16 protein-coding genes are annotated in these 17,180 nt (G+C 60.6%); 9 read left to right on the forward strand and 7 right to left on the reverse strand.

The features are described from left to right. Positions 1-6: 6 nt before the first annotated feature. Both FNL56_RS00230 and FNL56_RS00235 read left to right on the forward strand, forming a co-directional pair. Positions 7-312 (forward strand): DUF6460 domain-containing protein, encoded by a 306-nt coding sequence (locus tag FNL56_RS00230; RefSeq protein ID WP_143571115.1) that lies wholly within the window; start codon positions 7-9, stop codon positions 310-312. 9 nt (positions 313-321) lie between these two features. Next, a complete protein-coding gene (locus FNL56_RS00235) occupies positions 322-1,635 on the forward strand; it encodes an MATE family efflux transporter (protein ID WP_143571116.1) in 1,314 nt (437 codons plus the stop codon). 98 nt (positions 1,636-1,733) lie between these two features. Here FNL56_RS00235 and FNL56_RS00240 read toward each other — a convergent pair whose 3' ends face one another. Together FNL56_RS00240 and FNL56_RS00245 are read right to left on the reverse strand one after the other, a co-directional pair. After that, the gene (locus FNL56_RS00240) at positions 1,734-2,828 is read right to left on the reverse strand and encodes a quinone-dependent dihydroorotate dehydrogenase (protein WP_143581702.1); all 1,095 of its coding nucleotides are present in this window, start codon (positions 2,826-2,828) and stop codon (positions 1,734-1,736) included. Then, positions 2,825-3,169: a DUF952 domain-containing protein gene (locus FNL56_RS00245; protein ID WP_143577305.1), complete on the reverse strand. Its 345-nt coding sequence runs from the start codon at positions 3,167-3,169 to the stop codon at positions 2,825-2,827. The genes FNL56_RS00240 and FNL56_RS00245 overlap by 4 nt, the downstream gene beginning before the upstream one ends. 236 nt (positions 3,170-3,405) lie before the next feature. Between FNL56_RS00245 and FNL56_RS00250 the strand changes: the two genes are divergently transcribed. Then, on the forward strand, positions 3,406-4,035 hold the full coding sequence (locus FNL56_RS00250) for a S24 family peptidase (RefSeq protein WP_143571119.1): 630 nt from the start codon (positions 3,406-3,408) through the stop codon (positions 4,033-4,035). A 165-nt stretch (positions 4,036-4,200) separates the two neighbouring features. Here the strand turns inward: FNL56_RS00250 and FNL56_RS00255 are convergent, their stop codons facing one another. Further along, complete coding sequence (locus FNL56_RS00255; protein ID WP_143571120.1) at positions 4,201-5,844, reverse strand: lysine--tRNA ligase; 1,644 nt, start codon at positions 5,842-5,844, stop codon at positions 4,201-4,203. A gap of 65 nt (positions 5,845-5,909) precedes the next feature. After that, positions 5,910-6,815 carry a transporter substrate-binding domain-containing protein gene (locus FNL56_RS00260; RefSeq protein ID WP_143571121.1) on the reverse strand — a complete coding sequence of 302 codons (906 nt, stop codon included), beginning with the start codon at positions 6,813-6,815 and terminating at the stop codon, positions 5,910-5,912. A 250-nt stretch (positions 6,816-7,065) separates the two neighbouring features. Between FNL56_RS00260 and FNL56_RS00265 the strand changes: the two genes are divergently transcribed. Then, complete coding sequence (locus tag FNL56_RS00265) at positions 7,066-8,874, forward strand: glycosyltransferase family 2 protein (RefSeq protein WP_246660826.1); 1,809 nt, start codon at positions 7,066-7,068, stop codon at positions 8,872-8,874. Here the strand turns inward: FNL56_RS00265 and FNL56_RS00270 are convergent. Together FNL56_RS00270 and FNL56_RS00275 are read right to left on the reverse strand one after the other, a co-directional pair. Further along, positions 8,865-9,458 (reverse strand): SCO family protein, encoded by a 594-nt coding sequence (locus FNL56_RS00270; protein ID WP_143571123.1) that lies wholly within the window; start codon positions 9,456-9,458, stop codon positions 8,865-8,867. The genes FNL56_RS00265 and FNL56_RS00270 overlap by 10 nt on opposite strands. Before the next feature lie 113 nt (positions 9,459-9,571). Then, on the reverse strand, positions 9,572-10,030 hold the full coding sequence (locus FNL56_RS00275; RefSeq protein WP_143571124.1) for a hypothetical protein: 459 nt from the start codon (positions 10,028-10,030) through the stop codon (positions 9,572-9,574). A gap of 250 nt (positions 10,031-10,280) precedes the next feature. Between FNL56_RS00275 and FNL56_RS00280 the strand changes: the two genes are divergently transcribed. Continuing rightward, complete coding sequence (locus tag FNL56_RS00280) at positions 10,281-11,879, forward strand: FAD-binding dehydrogenase (protein WP_143581705.1); 1,599 nt, start codon at positions 10,281-10,283, stop codon at positions 11,877-11,879. Between the two features lie 162 nt (positions 11,880-12,041). Here the strand turns inward: FNL56_RS00280 and FNL56_RS00285 are convergent, their stop codons facing one another. After that, on the reverse strand, positions 12,042-13,463 hold the full coding sequence (locus FNL56_RS00285) for an alpha/beta fold hydrolase (RefSeq protein ID WP_143577307.1): 1,422 nt from the start codon (positions 13,461-13,463) through the stop codon (positions 12,042-12,044). 306 nt (positions 13,464-13,769) lie between these two features. On the opposite strand from FNL56_RS00285, the gene FNL56_RS00290 reads away from it, so the two are divergent. The 4 genes from FNL56_RS00290 (at position 13,770) to FNL56_RS00305 (ending at position 17,170) form a co-directional block, all read left to right on the forward strand. Next, positions 13,770-14,141: a phasin gene (locus tag FNL56_RS00290; RefSeq protein WP_143582518.1), complete on the forward strand. Its 372-nt coding sequence runs from the start codon at positions 13,770-13,772 to the stop codon at positions 14,139-14,141. A gap of 169 nt (positions 14,142-14,310) precedes the next feature. Continuing rightward, positions 14,311-14,796, forward strand: a complete 486-nt coding sequence (locus tag FNL56_RS00295; RefSeq protein ID WP_143581706.1) for a hypothetical protein — start codon at positions 14,311-14,313, stop codon at positions 14,794-14,796. Between the two features lie 48 nt (positions 14,797-14,844). After that, positions 14,845-15,864, forward strand: coding sequence for a L,D-transpeptidase family protein (locus FNL56_RS00300; RefSeq protein WP_143577309.1), 1,020 nt, complete (start codon positions 14,845-14,847; stop codon positions 15,862-15,864). 292 nt (positions 15,865-16,156) lie between these two features. After that, entirely contained in the window at positions 16,157-17,170 is a 1,014-nt protein-coding gene (locus tag FNL56_RS00305) for a sensor domain-containing diguanylate cyclase (RefSeq protein ID WP_143577310.1), read from the forward strand. Positions 17,171-17,180 lie beyond the last annotated feature (10 nt).

The following is a 17,180-nucleotide window of genomic DNA, read 5'->3' on the forward strand; positions in this document are numbered from 1 at the left end:
ACGATGATGCAGAACGATGTCCGGGACGACCCGGTGCGCCAGCAGGACGGCCTGTCGCGCTTTCTCGGCGGTTCGCCGCTGGCGGTGCTGGGTCGGCTCGTGCTGCTGTCGATCCTGGTCGGCATCGTGCTGGCGGCGATCGGCTTCGATCCCTGGAACATCGTCACCAGCATCCGCCGCCTGTTCCAGTGGGTCTATGACCTCGGCTTCGATGCCATCAACGGACTGTGGCGTTACTTCCTGCTCGGCGCCGTCATCGTGGTGCCGATCTGGCTGATCTCGCGGATGTTCAGCGCGCCGCGCGGCCGCTAGACTCCCGGAATGTCTGCCGTACTTCGCGTCACCCACGCGCGCGTCTTCGCCATCGCCGGGCCGGCCATGCTGGCCAATCTCACCACGCCGCTGCTCGGCATCGTCGCCACCGCCGCGATCGGCCGGCTTGGCGATCCGCATCTGCTCGGCGGCGTGGCTTTGGCCTCGGTGGCGTTCGACTGCATCTTCTGGCTTTTCGGCTTTCTGCGGATGGCGACGGTGTCGTTCACCGCGCAGGCGCTCGGCGCAGGCGACCGCCTCGAGTTACGCGCCATCCTGCTCCGCGCGCTGATGCTCGGCGCGTTGATCGGCCTGACGCTGATCGCGCTGCGCACGCCGCTGGCGGCGGCGGTGTTCGGCATCATGAGCGGCTCTGACGCGGTGACGTCCGCGGCGCGCGACTATTTCTTCATCCGGCTGTGGTCGGCGCCGCTCATGCTCGGCAATTACGTCATCCTCGGCTGGCTGGTCGGCCAGGCCCGCACCGGCATCGCGCTGGCGCTGCAGGTCGGCATCAACCTGATCAACATGGCGCTGACGGCGTTTCTCGTGCTGTCCGCCGGCTTCGGCGTCAAGGGCGCCGCGCTGGCGACGGTGACCGCGGAAGGCCTCGGCTTCATCGGCGGAATGATCGCGATATCCGTGCTGTTGTCGGGCAACTTCAGCGTACCCAGCCACATCCTTTTCGATCGCGAACGCCTGCTGCGGATGTTCGCCGTCAACCGCGACATCATGATCCGCACCGCCGCGCTGATCGCCGCCTTCCTGTTCTTCACCGCGCAGGGCGCCCGCGCCGGCGACCTGACGCTGGCGGCCAACGCCGTGCTCAACAACTTTCTGATGATCGGCTCGTTCTTTCTCGACGGGCTGGCGAATGCCGCCGAGCAGCTCTGCGGCCAGAGCTTTGGCGCCCGCAACCGCGCCGAATTCAACCGCGCCGTGAAACTGGTGCTGGGCTGGAGCACGGCGTTCGGCGTCGCGGTGACGCTGCTGTTCATGGTCGCCGGCGACACGCTGATCGACCTCATCACCACCAGCCCGGAAGTGCGGCTCGCGGCCCGCGAATTCATGTGGCTGGCGGCGCTGGCGCCGGCGTGCGGCGTGCTGGCCTATGTCTATGACGGCATCTATATCGGCGCGTCCTGGGCGCGCGACATGCGCAATCTGATGCTGGTGGCGCTGGCGACCTACTTTGCCTCGTTCTATATGCTGACGCCGTTCGGCAATGCCGGGCTGTGGAGCGCGTTCCTGATCTTCCTGCTCGCGCGCGGCGTATTGCAGGCGGTTCGCTATACGGCGCTGATAGGCAAATCGTTTCCGTAAGGCTCGTCATTGCGAGGAGCGAAGCGACGCGGCAATCCAGAGCCACGAACTCTGCAAGAACTGGATTGCTTCGTCGCAAGGGCTCCTCGCAATGACGGCTACACCGGCCAGTCTTCCGCGGTGATCGTTGCCGCATCGGCGCCGACGATTTCCGACAATGAATCGCGGCCGGTGCGCAGCAGGATCGAGACCAGATCGGCCTTGATCCGCTCGACCAGGCCGAGGCCCTTGTAGACCAGCGACGTATAAAGCTGGATCAGGCTGGCGCCGGCGCGGATCTTGGTCAGCGCGGCGCCGCCGGAATCGATGCCGCCGCAGCCGATCAGCGGGAACGCGCCTTCGACCCGGACGAAGGTCTCCGCCACCATCCGCGTCGACAGCCGGAACAGCGGCCGGCCGGACAGGCCGCCCTGCTCATGCACCTTGGCCTGATCGCGCAAGGTCGGAAAGCGCGCCAGCGTGGTGTTGGCGACGATCATGCCATCGACGCCGCGCGAGCGCGCAATGTGCACGGCGTCGTCGAGATCGGTGAGGCTGAGGTCGGGCGCGATCTTCAGCAGCACCGGCGAATCGCCGGCGTTCTGCCGGACGCGCTCGCGGGCGTCGATCACCCGCGCCAGGAGATCGTCGAGCGCGGCGGCCTGCTGCAGGTTGCGCAGTCCCGGCGTATTCGGCGACGATACGTTGACGGTAAAGTAGCTCGCCACCGGCGCGAAGGTTTCGATCAGCCGGACATAGTCCTCGGTGCGATCGGCGGAATCCTTGTTGGCCCCGACATTGACGCCGACGATGCCGCCGCGCTGGGCGCGCGCCGCCAGCCGGCGCAGCACGGCATCGGCGCCGTCATTGTTGAAACCGAGCCGGTTGATGATCGCCTCGTCTCGCTCCAGTCGGATGATGCGCGGCCGGGCGTTGCCGGCCTGCGGCTTGGGCGTCACGGTGCCGACTTCGGTAAAGCCGAAGCCGAGCCGCAGCAGCGCATCCGAGACCTCGGCATTCTTGTCGAAGCCGGCGGCCATGCCGATCGGATTGGGAAAGTTCAACCCGAAGGCGCGCACCGCGAGTTTCGGATCGTCGGCTTGCGGCTTTCCCGGCGGCAGCATCTTCAGGCCGCGGATCGCCAGGCTGTGTGCATCCTCGGCATCGAGCCAGCGCAGCATCGGAAGCGAAATGGCATCAAAGGCACGAATCACAGGGGCAGCTCCGGAAGGTCATGGCCGCCATCGGGACGCAACCGCAGTTCCGTCACGGCGGTTACGGCGCCCATGTCGAGTTCGCCATAGAGGTGTGGAAACAGGGCGCCATCGCGCGACGGCTCCCAGCGCAGGGCATCGCCGAGCCGATCGCCGTCGATCGCGATCAGCAACAGCCCGCTCTGGCGGGCGTAGTGCTTCTGCAACGTGCCGGCGAGTTGTTCGGCGCTGGAGAAATGGATGAAGCCGTCGCGCGCGTCATCGGCGCTGCCGCGGTACGAGCCCTGCCGCTCGGCCTCGCGCCATGGCGAGGCGGGACAGATTTTATAGATGGGACGCACCGCCTGGACTTTCTGCTGTTGTCGACGGCGCCGCGCATCCGCCAGCTTGGCCGTCTGCGGCTGACCGTATCGACCGCCCCCCCGCACTTCAAGGCCGCTCGGATTTTCAAGAATCCTATTGCGAAATTCACGTCCTTCGGGCAATAATTCCTAGAATTCGCCTTATTTATCGCCCGGCCGCTCCGCCACGAGGCTCGCCAAGGGGCCATCGAGCGTTTCACCGAGGGACCAACGCCATGCTTTCACATGCCCAGATCTGGGGTGCCCTGGACAAGCTTGCCGAACGCAACGGCATGTCGGCCTCCGGCCTGGCTAAGAAGGCCGGGCTCGACTCCACCACCTTCAACAAGTCCAAGCGCATTACCAATGACGGCCGCCAGCGCTGGCCCTCGACCGAATCGGTGTCGAAGGCGCTGGCGGCGACCAATGTCACCATCGACCGTTTCGTGGCGCTGATCGAGGGCACCAGCCGCACCACGCAATCGGTGCCGCTGCTCGGCTTCGCGCAGGCCGGGCGCGGCGGCTATTTCGACGATGCCGGCTTTCCGGTCGGCAGCAGCGGCTGGGAAGAGATCGGCCTGCCCTCGGTCAATGACGAGCACGCTTACGCGCTGAAGATTTCCGGCGATTCGATGAAGCCCGCCTATCGCGACGGCGACACCATCGTGGTTTCGCCCGGCGCCCAGATCCGCAAGGGCGACCGCGTCGTGGTCCGCACCAAAGACGGCGAGGTGATGGTCAAGGAGTTGAAGCGCCGCACCGCCAAGCTGCTGGAGCTGCAATCGCTGAACCCCAATCACGTCGATCGCAACTTTGCAGCGGGCGACATCGAGTGGATCGCCCGGATCGTATGGGCGAGCCAGTAACTCTTTCTTCCTTCTCCCCTTGTGGGAGAAGGTGTCGCGGCCGAAGGCCGTGACGGATGGGGGGGGCTGGGCTCGGAGCTTTTGGCACCCCCTCACCCGTCTCGAACGCTTCGCGTTCGATCCACCCTCTCCCACAAGGGGAGAGGGAAGGAAGAGAGCGCAGCGCTATGAAGCGCTTCTCGCCAATGCCCCGTCGATCATCGCGATCGCATTGCTGACGCCGTAGACCGCGACGAACGAGCCGAAGCGCGGGCCCTTTTCCTGGCCGAGCAGCACCTGGTACAGCATGTTGAACCAGTCGAGCGACACGCCGGGGCGGCCGTCCTTCGCCAGTTTCTTGTGATCGAGGAACGGCTCGCGGCGGCCGATTTCGTAGACCGCGTTCTGGATATCTTCCGGCGTCGCCTCTGCCGGCAGTTGCGACAGCGCGTCGCGCAGATCCTGCAACGCCACGCGCTCGACCTCGCTCGGCTGGCGGAACGTCTTGGTCGGCGCCACAAAATCCCGATAGTAGTTGATGGCGTAGCCGACCATCGCGTCCAGTCGGGGATGGGTCTGCGCGGTCACGCCCGGCCGGTAGCGGCGAATGAAGCCCCACAACGTCTCGGCATTCTCGGCGTTCGACGACGACACCAGCGTCAGCAGAAGCTGGAAAGTCACCGGCATCTCGGCCACCGGCGGATCACCGGCATGGATGTGCCAGGCCGGATTGGTCAGCCGCTGCTTGCCATCCTGCTTCGCATAGCCTTCGACGAATTGCTGGTACTCGTCGACATTGCGCGGAATGACGTCGAAGAACAATCGCTTCGCCGCCTTCGGCTCGCGGTACATGAAGAGCGACAGCGATTCCGGCGAGGCGTAGCGCAGCCATTCGTCGATCGTCAGGCCGTTGCCCTTCGACTTCGAAATCTTGCCGCCCTTGTCGTCGAGGAACAGCTCGTAGATGAAGCTCTCCGGCGGCGTGCCACCCAGCGCCGAACAGATCTTGCTCGACAGCTTGACGGAATCGATCAGGTCCTTGCCGGCCATTTCATAGTCGATACCGAGCGCGGCCCAGCGCATCGCCCAGTCGGCCTTCCACTGGCACTTGACGGCGCCGCCGGTCACCGGCGTCTCGACTTCCTCATGCGTGTCGGGATCGACATAGGTGATGGTGCCAGCATCAATGTCGCGGCGGATCATCGGCACCTGCAGCACCACGCCCGTGGTCTTGCTGATCGGCAGGAACGGTGAATAGGTCGCGCGGCGGTCCGGGCCGAGCGTCGGCAGGATGACGTCCATGACCTTGTCGTAGACAGCCAGCATCTTCAGCAGCGTCGCGTCGAACCGGCCGGACGTGTAGTAGTCGGTCGACGAGGCGAATTCGTAGTCGAAGCCGAAATGATCGAGGAAGGCGCGCAGCCGTGCATTGTTGGCGGCGCCGAACGACGGATATTCGTTGGAGAACGGATCCGGGATTCGCGACAGCGGCTTGCCCAGATGCGCGGTCAGCATCTCCTTGTTCGGCACGTTGTCCGGCACCTTTCGCAGGCCGTCCATGTCGTCGGAAAATGCGATCAGCCGGGTCTTGATCTTGTCGTCGGTGAGCACGCGGAAGGCGTGGCGCACCATGGTGGTGCGCGCCACTTCTCCGAAGGTGCCGATATGCGGCAGGCCGCTTGGACCGTAACCGGTCTCGAACAGCACTTCCTCTTTCGGCTTCTTCTTCAGCCGCGCCACCAGCGCCTTGGCCTGCTCGAACGGCCAGGCGTTGGAATTTTCGGCAAGCGAACGCAGGTCGCTTTGGCTGGGTAAATCTATCGTGGACATGTGGGCCTCCGGGCCGCGGAACCTAGCGGCTCCGCATCCAAATGCCAAACCGCAGGTCGATGATTTCAGAACGGGTTGACGGAAAAATACCGCAGCCACAAGTCGGTGTATTTGCCTTTTTCCCAGACCCGGAACAGCGCCCAGTTCAGCGCCTGGCGCAGCGTGTCGTTGCCTTTGCGGACCGCGATTCCGATGCCCTCGCCGAAATAGCGACTTTCCACGAAGGGGCCGCCGCTGAAGGCGCAGCAATCGGCGGAGTCGGTGCCATTGATCCAGAACGCCAGCGAGATCGCGTCGCCGAAGATGTAATCCACCTCGCTCTTGCGCAGCGCCTGGCGCAACGCCTCGTCGTTCGGGTACGGCAGCAGCACGGCGTCGGTGAACATTGCCTTGAGATACGCCTCGTGCGACGAGCCCGCGATGGCACCGACCTTCTTGCCTTCGAGATATTCCGGCCGGATCTCCGCCAGCCCCACGTTCTTGCGCGACACGAAGCGCGCCGGCGCGCGGTAATACGGATCGGTGAAATCGACCCGGGTTCGGATCTGCGGCGTGACCGCGATCGAGGCGATGATGGCGTCGCCGCGGTTACTGGAAATCGCATCGAGCAGCGTCTCGAAACGGCGCATCTGCACCGTGCAGGTGACCTTGATCTCCTCGCACAGGAGTCTCGCCAGATCGACATTGAAGCCGGCGGGATTGCCGTCCGGCCCGGTGAAGTTGAACGGAGGATAATCGGTCTCGGTCAGGAAGCGGATTACGGTAAGGCGCGTCAGGTCCGGCCGGTCGGGCCGGCGCCGCGGATCCCAGAACCCCGGCACCGCCTGCGGCCCGGGCTGAACCACGGGGGCGGCGGTCTGGGCATGGGCTGACCGCGCCGGGACGAGGCACACCAAACCCAGCACGCATACGGCGACACCGAGCCATGCCGGCAATCTTCGGTTGATGGTCAATTTGTTTTGTGGTTGCATGGGCCAGCGGTTCCGACTGGCCGGACTTATAGACGATCCGGCACGGGAGGCGAGCGGCGTTTGTGGCGTGGGGCGTTGCATAGATCCGGGGGACCATGTTGAAAGCAGGCCGGCACAGATTTCGCAGCGCCCGCGCGGCGAAAGACCTCTGCCCAGTTCAATGGCTGCGGCACCCCGCGCTCCAGACAACGACAATTGTCATCACGGGTTCGACGAGGGCGCGGCGGACGAGCTGGATTGCCTTCGCGGCGTGCTTGCGCCGAGGCTGCTGCAACAGGCCGAGATCCGGGCACGGGAGCTCGGCATCGGCGCCGATCAGGTCCTGATCCGGCTGGGCATGATCGACGAGGCCGCCTATCTGCGGCTGCTTTCGCGCCACACCGGCATGGCCATCGATGACCTCTCGGAGTGCGACCGCAGCGACGTAATGTTACGCGACGACCAGATCACCTACGCCGCGGCGTCCGGCCTGGTGCCGCTCCACAGGGACGGCGAACGCATTATGGTGATTGCGCCGCGCAACTACAGCGCCCGTGCCATCTGCCGGGCGAAGCGCAGCATCAATATCGACTTCCGCCTGACCTCCGACTACGCGCTGCGGCGGTTTCTGCTGCAGGAAGCGGCCGCACCGTTGATCGAGGAGTCCACGCGCGGGCTCGGCCTCCACGATCCCGCGATGTCGGCCGCGCCTGCTTTTGCTGCCGCGCGCCCGTGGCGCGGACGGTTCAAGCGAGGCGCCGCGGTCTTCGCGATAGCAACGCTGCCGCCATTTCTATTCCCTGCAATATGGGGCGCGATGCTGGCCGTCTGGTTCCTGGCTTTTACCGCGCTGAGGCTGGCGACCTGCGCCTTTCTGCGGCAACGTCACGCCGCCGCACCAGTGCTGGATGATCAGTTGCCGAACTACAGCGTCATCGTGGCGCTATACCGCGAAGCGAGTTCGGTTGCGCCGCTCGTTCTGGCGCTGGAAGCCCTCGACTATCCCCGCGAAAAGCTCGACATCATTCTAGTGGTTGAGCCGGACGATCTGCAGACCCGCGCCGCGATCGCCCGGCTCGGCACGAAACCGCATCTGAGGATGCTGGTCGCGCCTGCCGTGGCGCCGCAGACCAAGCCGAAAGCGCTGAACTGGGCGCTACCCTTCGCGCGCGGCAGCTTCACCGCGGTCTATGACGCGGAGGACCGCCCCGAACCGGGCCAGCTTCGTGCCGCGCTGAAAGCGTTTCGCGCGCATGGCCGCGAGGTCGCCTGCGCCCAGGCCAGCCTGTGCATCGACAACGAAACGCACAGCCTGCTGTCGCGCATGTTTACCGTCGAATATGCCGGGCATTTCGACGTCATGTTACCCGGCATGACGGCGATGGGTCTGCCGCTGCCGCTCGGCGGCTCGTCGAACCATTTTCGAACGGCGATGCTGCGCACGGTTGGGGCCTGGGATGCCTACAACGTGACGGAAGACGCCGACCTCGGGTTTCGCCTCGCCCGCTTCGGCTATCGCTCGGTTGCGTTCCCGTCGACGACCTTCGAGGAAGCGCCGCTCCATCTCGACGCCTGGCTGCGGCAGCGCTCGCGCTGGATGAAGGGCTGGCTGCAAACCTGGTGCGTCCATATGTGCCACCCCGTGCGGCTATGGCGCGAGGCCGGCGGTCGCGCTTTCTTCACGCTGAACATCGTCGCCGGGGGCAATGTGGTCACTGCGCTGGCCTACCCGATCATGCTGTATGCGGTAATCGATCACATGGTGTTCAGCCGGTCGGAGCGGTCGATCGACTGGGCAACCGCATTACATGTCGCGGCCTTCGCCGCCGGATGTATCTCGACCGTCGCGCTGGGCGGGCTCGGCATGATGCGAAGGCGAAGGCTGCGGGACGGATGGATCCTGGGGCTGACACCGCTGTACTGGATTTGCCTGTCCACCGCCGCGTGGCGTGCGGTGTGGCAGTTTATCTGGAAGCCGTATCACTGGGAAAAGACCGAACACGGTCTCGCAACGCGACGCACAACCGACCCGGCGCCGCGCCTGTCCGCTCGGCGATCGCAGCGCCAGCCTCACAGATAGCGCTTGAGGTCCTCGGCCGCCTGTTCCGGCTTGCGCTTCAGGTTGAACGGCGCGATGAAATTGCCGTCGCGGTCCATCAGATAGATCAGCGCGGTATGGTCCATCGTATAGTCGCCGTCCTTGAGCGAGACCTTCTTGGCGTAGACCCGGAAGCTGGAAATCACCTTGGCCACCGAAGCCTGGTCACCGGTGAGGCCCTTCAGATGCGGATCGAAGCTCGACAGATAGTCCTTCATCGCGGCAGCAGTGTCGCGTTCGGGATCGACGGAGACGAACCAGGCATTGACGCGGTCGGCGTCCTTGCCCATTGCGCGCAGCACTTCGGAAATCTCGAACAGCGATGTCGGGCAGATGTCCGGGCAATGCGTGAAGCCGAAGAAGATCAGCGTCGGCTTGCCCTTGAGATCCTTCTCGGTGACGGTCTGGCCGGACTGGTCGGTGAGCTGGAACGCGCCGCCGATCGAGGCCGCAACGGTGGCGCCACGAAAGCCGCCCGTGAGCCACAGCACCACCAGCAAGCCTGCCGCGAGACTCCCGGCGAACGCCGCGATCACGACCAGCGGTCTTGTCAAACGATCCGACATCAAATGTTCCCGGCCAGAGCCCCGTGCCCTGCCCGTCAGATAGGGCTATATGCAGAGACGAGCAAGCGCCACAGCCGGGGCCGCGATCATTTCGGCATGATCGGGGGACGCGCTCAGCGCGTGGCGGACGCCTCGGCGTTCATATAGCAGGGCTTGTACATGCCCATCAGCTGGCGACCGCGCAGGAAGATCATGTTCGGCGTCAGGCCGCCGCGGTTCGAGATCCAGCGTTTGATCGCGGTCGGATACATCGCGTAGAGCATCTGCGTCGCCTCGCGATTGGTGACGGCGCGGCCGTTGCGGCCGACATCCCAGGCCGCATGGAACCCGAGATTGGCGTTGGAGGTGACGCAGATCCGGTCATGCGGCACGGCGCCGAGCACGATGGTGCAGGCCGAAGCGCACAGCCCGTCGATCACCACGGTCTCGCCGGAGCTGCGCAGCCCCTGATACTTGTCGACATAGGTTCCGATGCGGCCGCCGCGGTCGTCCGAGATCCGGACCACGGCGTGGCTGGCCCCCACGCCGGCGAGCAACAGGACGGCCGCGAGCACCCCCGTAACGAACTTCATGACCAGCCCCAGTTCGACAATCTGATCCTGTCCTGCCAAGCGAAGCAGACCATCGTCAGCGTGTTGCCAGATCGGTTTTTTGTCCAGATGGGCGGGGCGCCCGCCACTCAATTCAGATCGAGTGTTGCACGCAAGATGCACTTCGCATCGCGAGGTCCCGAACGGGAACATCACATTGTCGCGCGCAATACCATTTGACGATCGGAACCGCCGCGGGCTTCAATCTCCATTAATAAATTGGGGGAAGCGAATGGCTGACGATGCCGATGTCATCGTGGTCGGCGGCGGGCTGGCCGGGCTGGTCGCCGCCACCGAAATCGCCGACGCGGGAAAGCGCGTCATCGTGCTCGACCAAGAGGGTGAACAGAACCTCGGCGGCCAGGCGTTCTGGTCGTTCGGCGGATTGTTCCTGGTCGATTCGCCGGAGCAGCGCCGGCTCGGCATCAGGGACTCCTATGACCTCGCGATGCAGGACTGGAGCGGCGCCGCCGGCTTCGACCGCGCCGACGATCACTGGCCGCGGCGCTGGGCCGAAGCCTATGTCGGCTTCGCCGCCGGCGAAAAGCGCGACTGGCTGCGCGCGATTGGCCACGGCAATTCGGTGCCGCGCTTCCATGTCACCTGGGGCACCGGGCCCGGCCTGCTGGAGCCGTTCGTACGCCGCGCCCGCGAGGCCGAAGCGCGGAGATTGCTGACCTTTAAATTCCGCCACCGCGTCGATGCCCTCTGCGTCACCGGCGGCACGGTGCATGGCGTCAGCGGTGCGATCCTGGAGCCAACGGAGGTGGCTCGCGGCGTCAGCAGTTCGCGCCATGGCGTTGGCGAGTTCGCGCTGCAGGCGGGCGCGATCCTGATCGCGTCCGGCGGCATCGGCGGAAACCACGCGTTGGTGCGGCAGAACTGGCCGGAGCGGCTCGGCCCCCCGCCGAAGCGGATGATCTCCGGCGTGCCCGAACATGTCGACGGCCGCATGATCGGCATCACCGAGGCGGCCGGCGCGCGGCTGATCAACCGCGACCGGATGTGGCATTATGTCGAGGGCATCGAGAACTGGAATCCGATCTGGCCGATGCATGGCATCCGCATCCTGCCGGGGCCGTCGTCGATGTGGTTCGACGCCACCGGCCGGCGGCTGCCGTCGCCGCTGTTCCCGGGCTCCGACACGCTCGGCCAGCTGCAGTACATCCAGTCTACCGGCCATGACTATTCCTGGTTCATCCTGACGCAGGCGATCATCAAGAAGGAGTTCGCGCTGTCGGGCTCCGAGCAGAACCCCGACCTCACCGGCAAGGACTGGCTGATGACGGCGCGCCGCGCCATCAACAAGGGCGCCCCGGCGCCGGTCGAGGCGTTCAAGGACAACGGCGTCGACTTCATCGTGCGCGACAATCTCGACGACCTCGTCGCGGCGATGAACGGCCTGACCGGCGATCACCTGCTCGACGTCCGCGAGATCCGCACGCAGATCGAGGCGCGCGACCGCAGCATGGCGAACCCTTACGTCAAGGACACGCAGATGATGAACATCCACAACGCGCGAAAATATATCGGCGACCGCCTGATCCGCACCGCCAGGCCGCACCGCATCCTCGACCCCGCGCACGGCCCGCTGATCGCGGTGCGCCTCAACATCCTCACCCGCAAGACGCTGGGCGGTTTCGAGACCGATCTCGACGGCCGCGTGTTCGGCCAGCAAGGCGAGATCATGCCGGGGCTGTACGCGGCCGGCGAAGCCTCAGGCTTCGGCGGCGGCATGCACGGCTACCGTTCGCTGGAAGGCACGTTTCTGGGAGGATGTTTGTTCTCGGGCCGCAATGCGGGACGTGCGGCGGCGAAGGCGGTGGGATAACCGCGCGCAAAAACTGGAGCGGACGGAGGGAATCGAACCCTCGTATGCAGCTTGGGAAGCTGTTAGTTTCCAGGATTTGTCAATAGGTTAGCTACAAAACCGCTGCGTCGGTCTCCAGTTGCATCAACAGGTTACGTTAGACAAACAAAACTTTAGTCAAAGCTAATGAGCAGGATGCAGGAATGCTGCTACCTCTTCGAAGAATTGAGGCATCCCTGGATCGTGCTCCAATGGGACATGATTACGACCAGGCAATGAGACAAATTTCGCTCCCGGAATGGTGTCGGCAAGAAGGCGTCCATTAGACGCAGGTACCATCAAATCGTCACGGAAGTGAATGACCAAAGTCGGCACTTTCACCATCGGCAAAAGATCGAGCACGTCGAAATTATTGACGGCATTCCAATAGCGGACTGCGCAATCAGGCGATGCGCTTCGTCGCTGGAGTTCATTGAAAGCTTTGTTCTGTTCGGTTGACGCTGTCGGCATTAGCTGAGATGTCATCAGTTGACGAAAGGTGGGATCGTCGTTGCCCCATCCTAGCCTCATGAGAGTGCCCACGGCTTCAATTCGGGCTCTGCCATCTTGCGTTAATGAGACCCTTTTCAGTCGTCCCTGCGCAAATCCACCAAATAAGATCAAACGAGACACCCGTTCCGGGTGCCTAACCGCAAATGCGATTGAGACGGCACAGCCTTGAGAAAGGCCAAGTAAAGGAAATCGATCGATGTTAGCCGCATTCACCACGGCTTCTAAGTCGTTGACCCAAGCATCGAGGGAAACGTCTTTCACATCCCAATCAGATAGTCCGTTGCCACGAGCATCATATCGCAAAAGGCTATTGTGCTTTGACAGCCCAAAAAGCCAATGGGCTATAAGCGGCAGCTCCCAGTCTAGTTCAAGATGATTGAGCCAATTAGCAGTTTTCACCAGTGGTGGTCCTGACCCCACGACAGAATAGGCAAGCCGAACGTCATCTGCTGATCGACAATATCGAATGGTCTGGGTTACCTGGCCTGATGATCCTCGATCCGACACGCTTGCTTTTTTGGACATCGCCAGCGCAACTGCGTGTACATCCACGAGCCTGTTGATGTTTTTAAACTTCTGAAGTCCCCTAGGCTCGAATTGCAACTCTATCTTTCCATCAGCCTGATCGACTACAGAACTTGAGACGCAAATTCCGCCCGGATCGGCGACGCTTTCAAGTCTCGCTGCAATGTTTACCGCATCGCCCAAGAGATCAGTGCCGTTGACGACGACATCTCCAATATGGATGCCGATCCGAAATCTAACGGCCTCTTCTTCAGACTGACCCTCTGTGGCTTTTTCTAATTGACGCTGCACCTGAATGCAGCAATCAAGCGCATCCACGACGCTTGGGAATTCTGCGAGGACGCTGTCACCAGCCGTGTTAGCAATTCGTCCGCCGAACTTGAGGATTGCCTTATCGAATATCTTGCGATGTGCGGCCAATGTCCGCAAGGTAAGAGTCTCATTTAAGCTTGTTAACCGAGAGTAGCCTGCTACATCGGCAGCAACTATAGCAGCTAAATGACGGACGCTGCGCTTCTCTTGATTCATCGTCTGCGTCCTCAGCAAAATCTCTGTTTCATGCAGCCTAGGGTTTATTAAACCAGATGTTTTCCAGAATCCAAAGGATCAGTTGCAGCGACGCCCTTACCTTCTCTGCTCTACAGGCGTGCAAAATTCTTGTCAGAGTTCGTGAGTCCGCAGCTTCGAAGGGTGAACGGCTTATAAATATCTCGAACGGATCAAGTACCGATGCTCTATGCCTCTCATCGGACACCCTGATAATGCCGCTATTAATTCGAAGCTCGTGTTATAAGAATAAATCTCGAACAAAAGAGAGCTACCTTGAGCGAATATATGAAGATGCAAGTGCCTGCACAAGTAAAAGAGCTGGCTGAAAGCACCGTCGAACAGGCCGAGAAAGCCTTCACCACGTTTATCGAAGCGGCGCACAAGTCGGTCGATATGGTCCCCCACCCGGCAACAGATATCTCAAAGAAGACGCTGTCATTGACGGAGCAAAACATGAAGACGGCGTTCGATCACGCCCGCAACCTACTTCACGCAACTGATCTTCAACACTTCATGCAGATTCAGAGTGATTATCTGAAAACGCAGTTCACGACTGCTCAGGAGCAAATGAAACAATTGGGCGGCGACATGATGGCCTCGGCAAAGACGGCTGCATCGAACGAGAAAACCGGTTATTATCGTAGAAAAACGAGATGAAGGTAAGCCCATGCCAGGGCTTACCTGAGATACGACACATGCACAGATAAACCACGGCGCTGTGGGTCTGTCTGCCGCTCGCAGGAATAACTGAACAGCGAATCATGGAACTAATGGCGAAACGTTGAATTGGTAGCGACGACATCATTGACTCAGAGCGAACATCTAAATGAGCAAACGATCTAAATCATCTGGTTTGAAAAGGTCGACAATGTTGTCTCGGCCTACGGATACCCCGGCCGAAGTTATTTCGAAGAAGCAGACGCACCCCGAAACCATTTTTGTTACTTCTGTTTCGACGACGGGCACTGTTTCCGATCCTGATCCCCTTGAGGCCGTAGCGGCGATTCCAGAAAAGATTGCACAAGAGTGTATGGCCCCGTCCGTGCCAGGTGCCGCTTGTGCGGATGCACCAGAGCCAGCGTCTTATGGGGGACTGTCGGCCAATCCGACACTGTGGGATTTTTCTGCAAAGCTTTTTGAAATCGCCCAAGCGAATACGATCTGCGCTTCAAATTTCGCCAAACATTGTTCGACGGCAAAAACACCTCAAGATATCATCGTAGCAGCGAGCGAATTTTACAAAGAACAAGGACGCCTTATTGGGCAGCATTCGAATGACATGTTTAAAATGTTGGCGGGTCCGAAGCATTGACGGTCTATGAGACCTCTCAGGTGACCACACCCGCTCTGCGGGAATCCCATGAATAATTGTACCTTTCGAAATGCCGGGCTTGTCATCCTGCTAATCATCGGGCCGATTAGGTCTTCGTTTGCCTCAGAACGTATTGATGCCATTACTATTGAAAACGCTCAGTTCACCAAGAAGCTTGCTCCGACTGATACGGTCGACCCCATCGCAGTAAAGGTTCAGGTCTTTCTCGATAGGGCTAAATTTTCTCCCGGTGAGATTGATGGCAAGCTTGGAGAAAATTTGGAAAAGGCGCTAACGGCCTACTCCGCTTCACGGAATCTTCCGGTTGGAAAGGAGCTAACTGCTGACCTTTGGGCAAAGCTATTATCCGATACGCAGCCTGTTTTGACGGACTACGTCTTGACGGACAAAGATGTCCAAGGCCCCTTCCTCGAAAAGATCCCCGCAAAATTGGACGATATGAAGGGTCTGAAGGCCCTAAGTTATCGAAACGTCCGAGAGGAAATCGCAGAACGATTTCATATGAGTGAGGGATTACTAGTTGTCCTCAATCCGGACACGAAGTTTGATAGTGCCGGTCAGAAACTTGTGGTGGCAAATGTCTTAAGGTCGACCAACGACGGAAAAAAGGAAAGGATATCCCGTATCGAAGTTGATAAGGACGCACAGACGGTGAAGGCTCTCGACAAGGCTGGTGCCGTCGTTGCGTTCTATCCGGCAACGGTGGGGAGTGACGAAAAGCCAACACCCTCCGGCACCTTGAAAGTCGTTTCGATAGATCGGAACCCTACGTACCGATATAATCCTGATTACAAATTCAAGGGGGTAAAATCGAAGAAGCCGTTCGTTATCGGTCCCGGACCGAACAATCCTGTTGGAATCGAATGGATCGGTCTAAATGCTCAAGGCTACGGGATTCATGGGACGCCAGAGCCATCAAAGGTTAGCAAGACCGAATCTCATGGCTGTGTCCGTTTGACGAATTGGGATGTCGAACGGCTGGCTGCGATGGCCAGTAAAGGGACGCCGGTGGTTTTTCTGGAAGGTACAGCCAGGGCCAATAAATAACCTGACTAATACAACTCCTCTTCCTTAGCACTTCTTTGGATTCTAGTTATTCCTTCCCGTCAATAAATTGACTACGGGCTGGGGCGTGATCATTCCCGCCCTTAGCTTTATGTTGGTGGTATAGGAAAGGCTCGAGCGCCGGGAACTGTTGGCGCATGGTTCGGTGCGACCAAAGGAATGCATTGTCGAAGATACGTCCTTACCCTCTTTTAACCAAACCTCTAAACCGCCTGTATTGTCTTTGTAGGTTAGGTTTCACCTTCTGCGAATAAGGGTATTGAGGAACGCCGCTATGGTTCCAAAGAGTATGGATATCGCACAAGCCTATGCCGTGCGGCTGATGCAGCATCTCGTTGTCCCGACTTTCGTACTAAATCCGAAGCGTGAGGTCGTTATTTGGAACCGTGCGTGTGAGCGCCTAACAGGGGTAGCAGCCAAAGATGTTCTGGGTACCAAAGAACACTGGCGAGCATTTTACGATGCCTCACGATATTGTCTCGCCGACCTAGTGGCTCTTGGGCGTCCCGATGAATTGGCCAGTCATTATCCCGAACATACTGTGTCTGAAGGAGGCTCTGGTTTCAGTGCTGAGAACTGGTGCGTGATGCCTCGATTGGGCAACCAGCTTTATCTGGCTATTGATGCTGGGCCAATTCACGACGATCACGGCAACCTGGTAGCCGTGGTCGAAACATTACGTGACATGACTGATCACAAGCGGGCTGAGATCGCTTTGAGGACATTGGCGTCCAGCGACGGACTAACTGGGCTGGCAAATCGACGTTGCTTCGATCAGACGCTTGCTATGGAATGGTCTCGGGGCATGCGGACTAAGAAACCATTGTCACTCATTTTCGCTGATGTCGATCATTTCAAATTGTACAATGACCTCCACGGCCATCAACAAGGGGATGAATGTCTTCGTACTGTTGCGTCCCTCATGGAGCAGATTGCTCTTCGTCCTGCGGATTTGGCTGCTCGCTATGGCGGTGAAGAATTCGCTATAATACTGCCGGAGACCGACCACGAAGGGGCTCGGTTGGTTGCGGATCGGCTGCGCAGCGCACTGGCGCAACGTAAGCTTTGCCACGGTGGAGCAGAAACAGACCCCTATGTGACTGTGAGCATTGGCGTAGTCACGGAGGTCCCCTTGGAAGAACTTTCCTCAGAAGACCTACTCTGGCAAGCCGATCAAGCATTGTATGCAGCAAAGAATTCTGGTCGGAACCGCATTGTCGTTGGCAGTGTAGTTACGGCAAACGTTGGCCCGAAGCACCTTATTCCCTCGCTCAAAATGATTTCATAAAGGTTTTCAC

The organism is Tardiphaga sp. vice304 (assembly GCF_007018905.1).
Classification (GTDB): Bacteria; Pseudomonadota; Alphaproteobacteria; order Rhizobiales; family Xanthobacteraceae; genus Tardiphaga.

Excerpts from the sequence above, each read along its gene's own strand:
- FNL56_RS00230 (WP_143571115.1), top strand. The coding sequence starts at position 7 with ATGCAGAACGATGTCCGGGACGACCCGGTGCGCCAGCAGGACGGCCTG.
- FNL56_RS00235 (WP_143571116.1), top strand. The coding sequence starts at position 322 with ATGTCTGCCGTACTTCGCGTCACCCACGCGCGCGTCTTCGCCATCGCC.
- FNL56_RS00250 (WP_143571119.1), top strand. The coding sequence starts at position 3,406 with ATGCTTTCACATGCCCAGATCTGGGGTGCCCTGGACAAGCTTGCCGAA.
- FNL56_RS00255 (WP_143571120.1), bottom strand. The coding sequence starts at position 5,844 with ATGTCCACGATAGATTTACCCAGCCAAAGCGACCTGCGTTCGCTTGCC.
- FNL56_RS00260 (WP_143571121.1), bottom strand. The coding sequence starts at position 6,815 with ATGCAACCACAAAACAAATTGACCATCAACCGAAGATTGCCGGCATGG.
- FNL56_RS00270 (WP_143571123.1), bottom strand. The coding sequence starts at position 9,458 with ATGTCGGATCGTTTGACAAGACCGCTGGTCGTGATCGCGGCGTTCGCC.
- FNL56_RS00275 (WP_143571124.1), bottom strand. The coding sequence starts at position 10,030 with ATGAAGTTCGTTACGGGGGTGCTCGCGGCCGTCCTGTTGCTCGCCGGC.
- FNL56_RS00280 (WP_143581705.1), top strand. The coding sequence starts at position 10,281 with ATGGCTGACGATGCCGATGTCATCGTGGTCGGCGGCGGGCTGGCCGGG.
- FNL56_RS00285 (WP_143577307.1), bottom strand. The coding sequence starts at position 13,463 with ATGAATCAAGAGAAGCGCAGCGTCCGTCATTTAGCTGCTATAGTTGCT.
- FNL56_RS00290 (WP_143582518.1), top strand. The coding sequence starts at position 13,770 with ATGAAGATGCAAGTGCCTGCACAAGTAAAAGAGCTGGCTGAAAGCACC.
- FNL56_RS00295 (WP_143581706.1), top strand. The coding sequence starts at position 14,311 with ATGAGCAAACGATCTAAATCATCTGGTTTGAAAAGGTCGACAATGTTG.
- FNL56_RS00300 (WP_143577309.1), top strand. The coding sequence starts at position 14,845 with ATGAATAATTGTACCTTTCGAAATGCCGGGCTTGTCATCCTGCTAATC.
- FNL56_RS00305 (WP_143577310.1), top strand. The coding sequence starts at position 16,157 with ATGGTTCCAAAGAGTATGGATATCGCACAAGCCTATGCCGTGCGGCTG.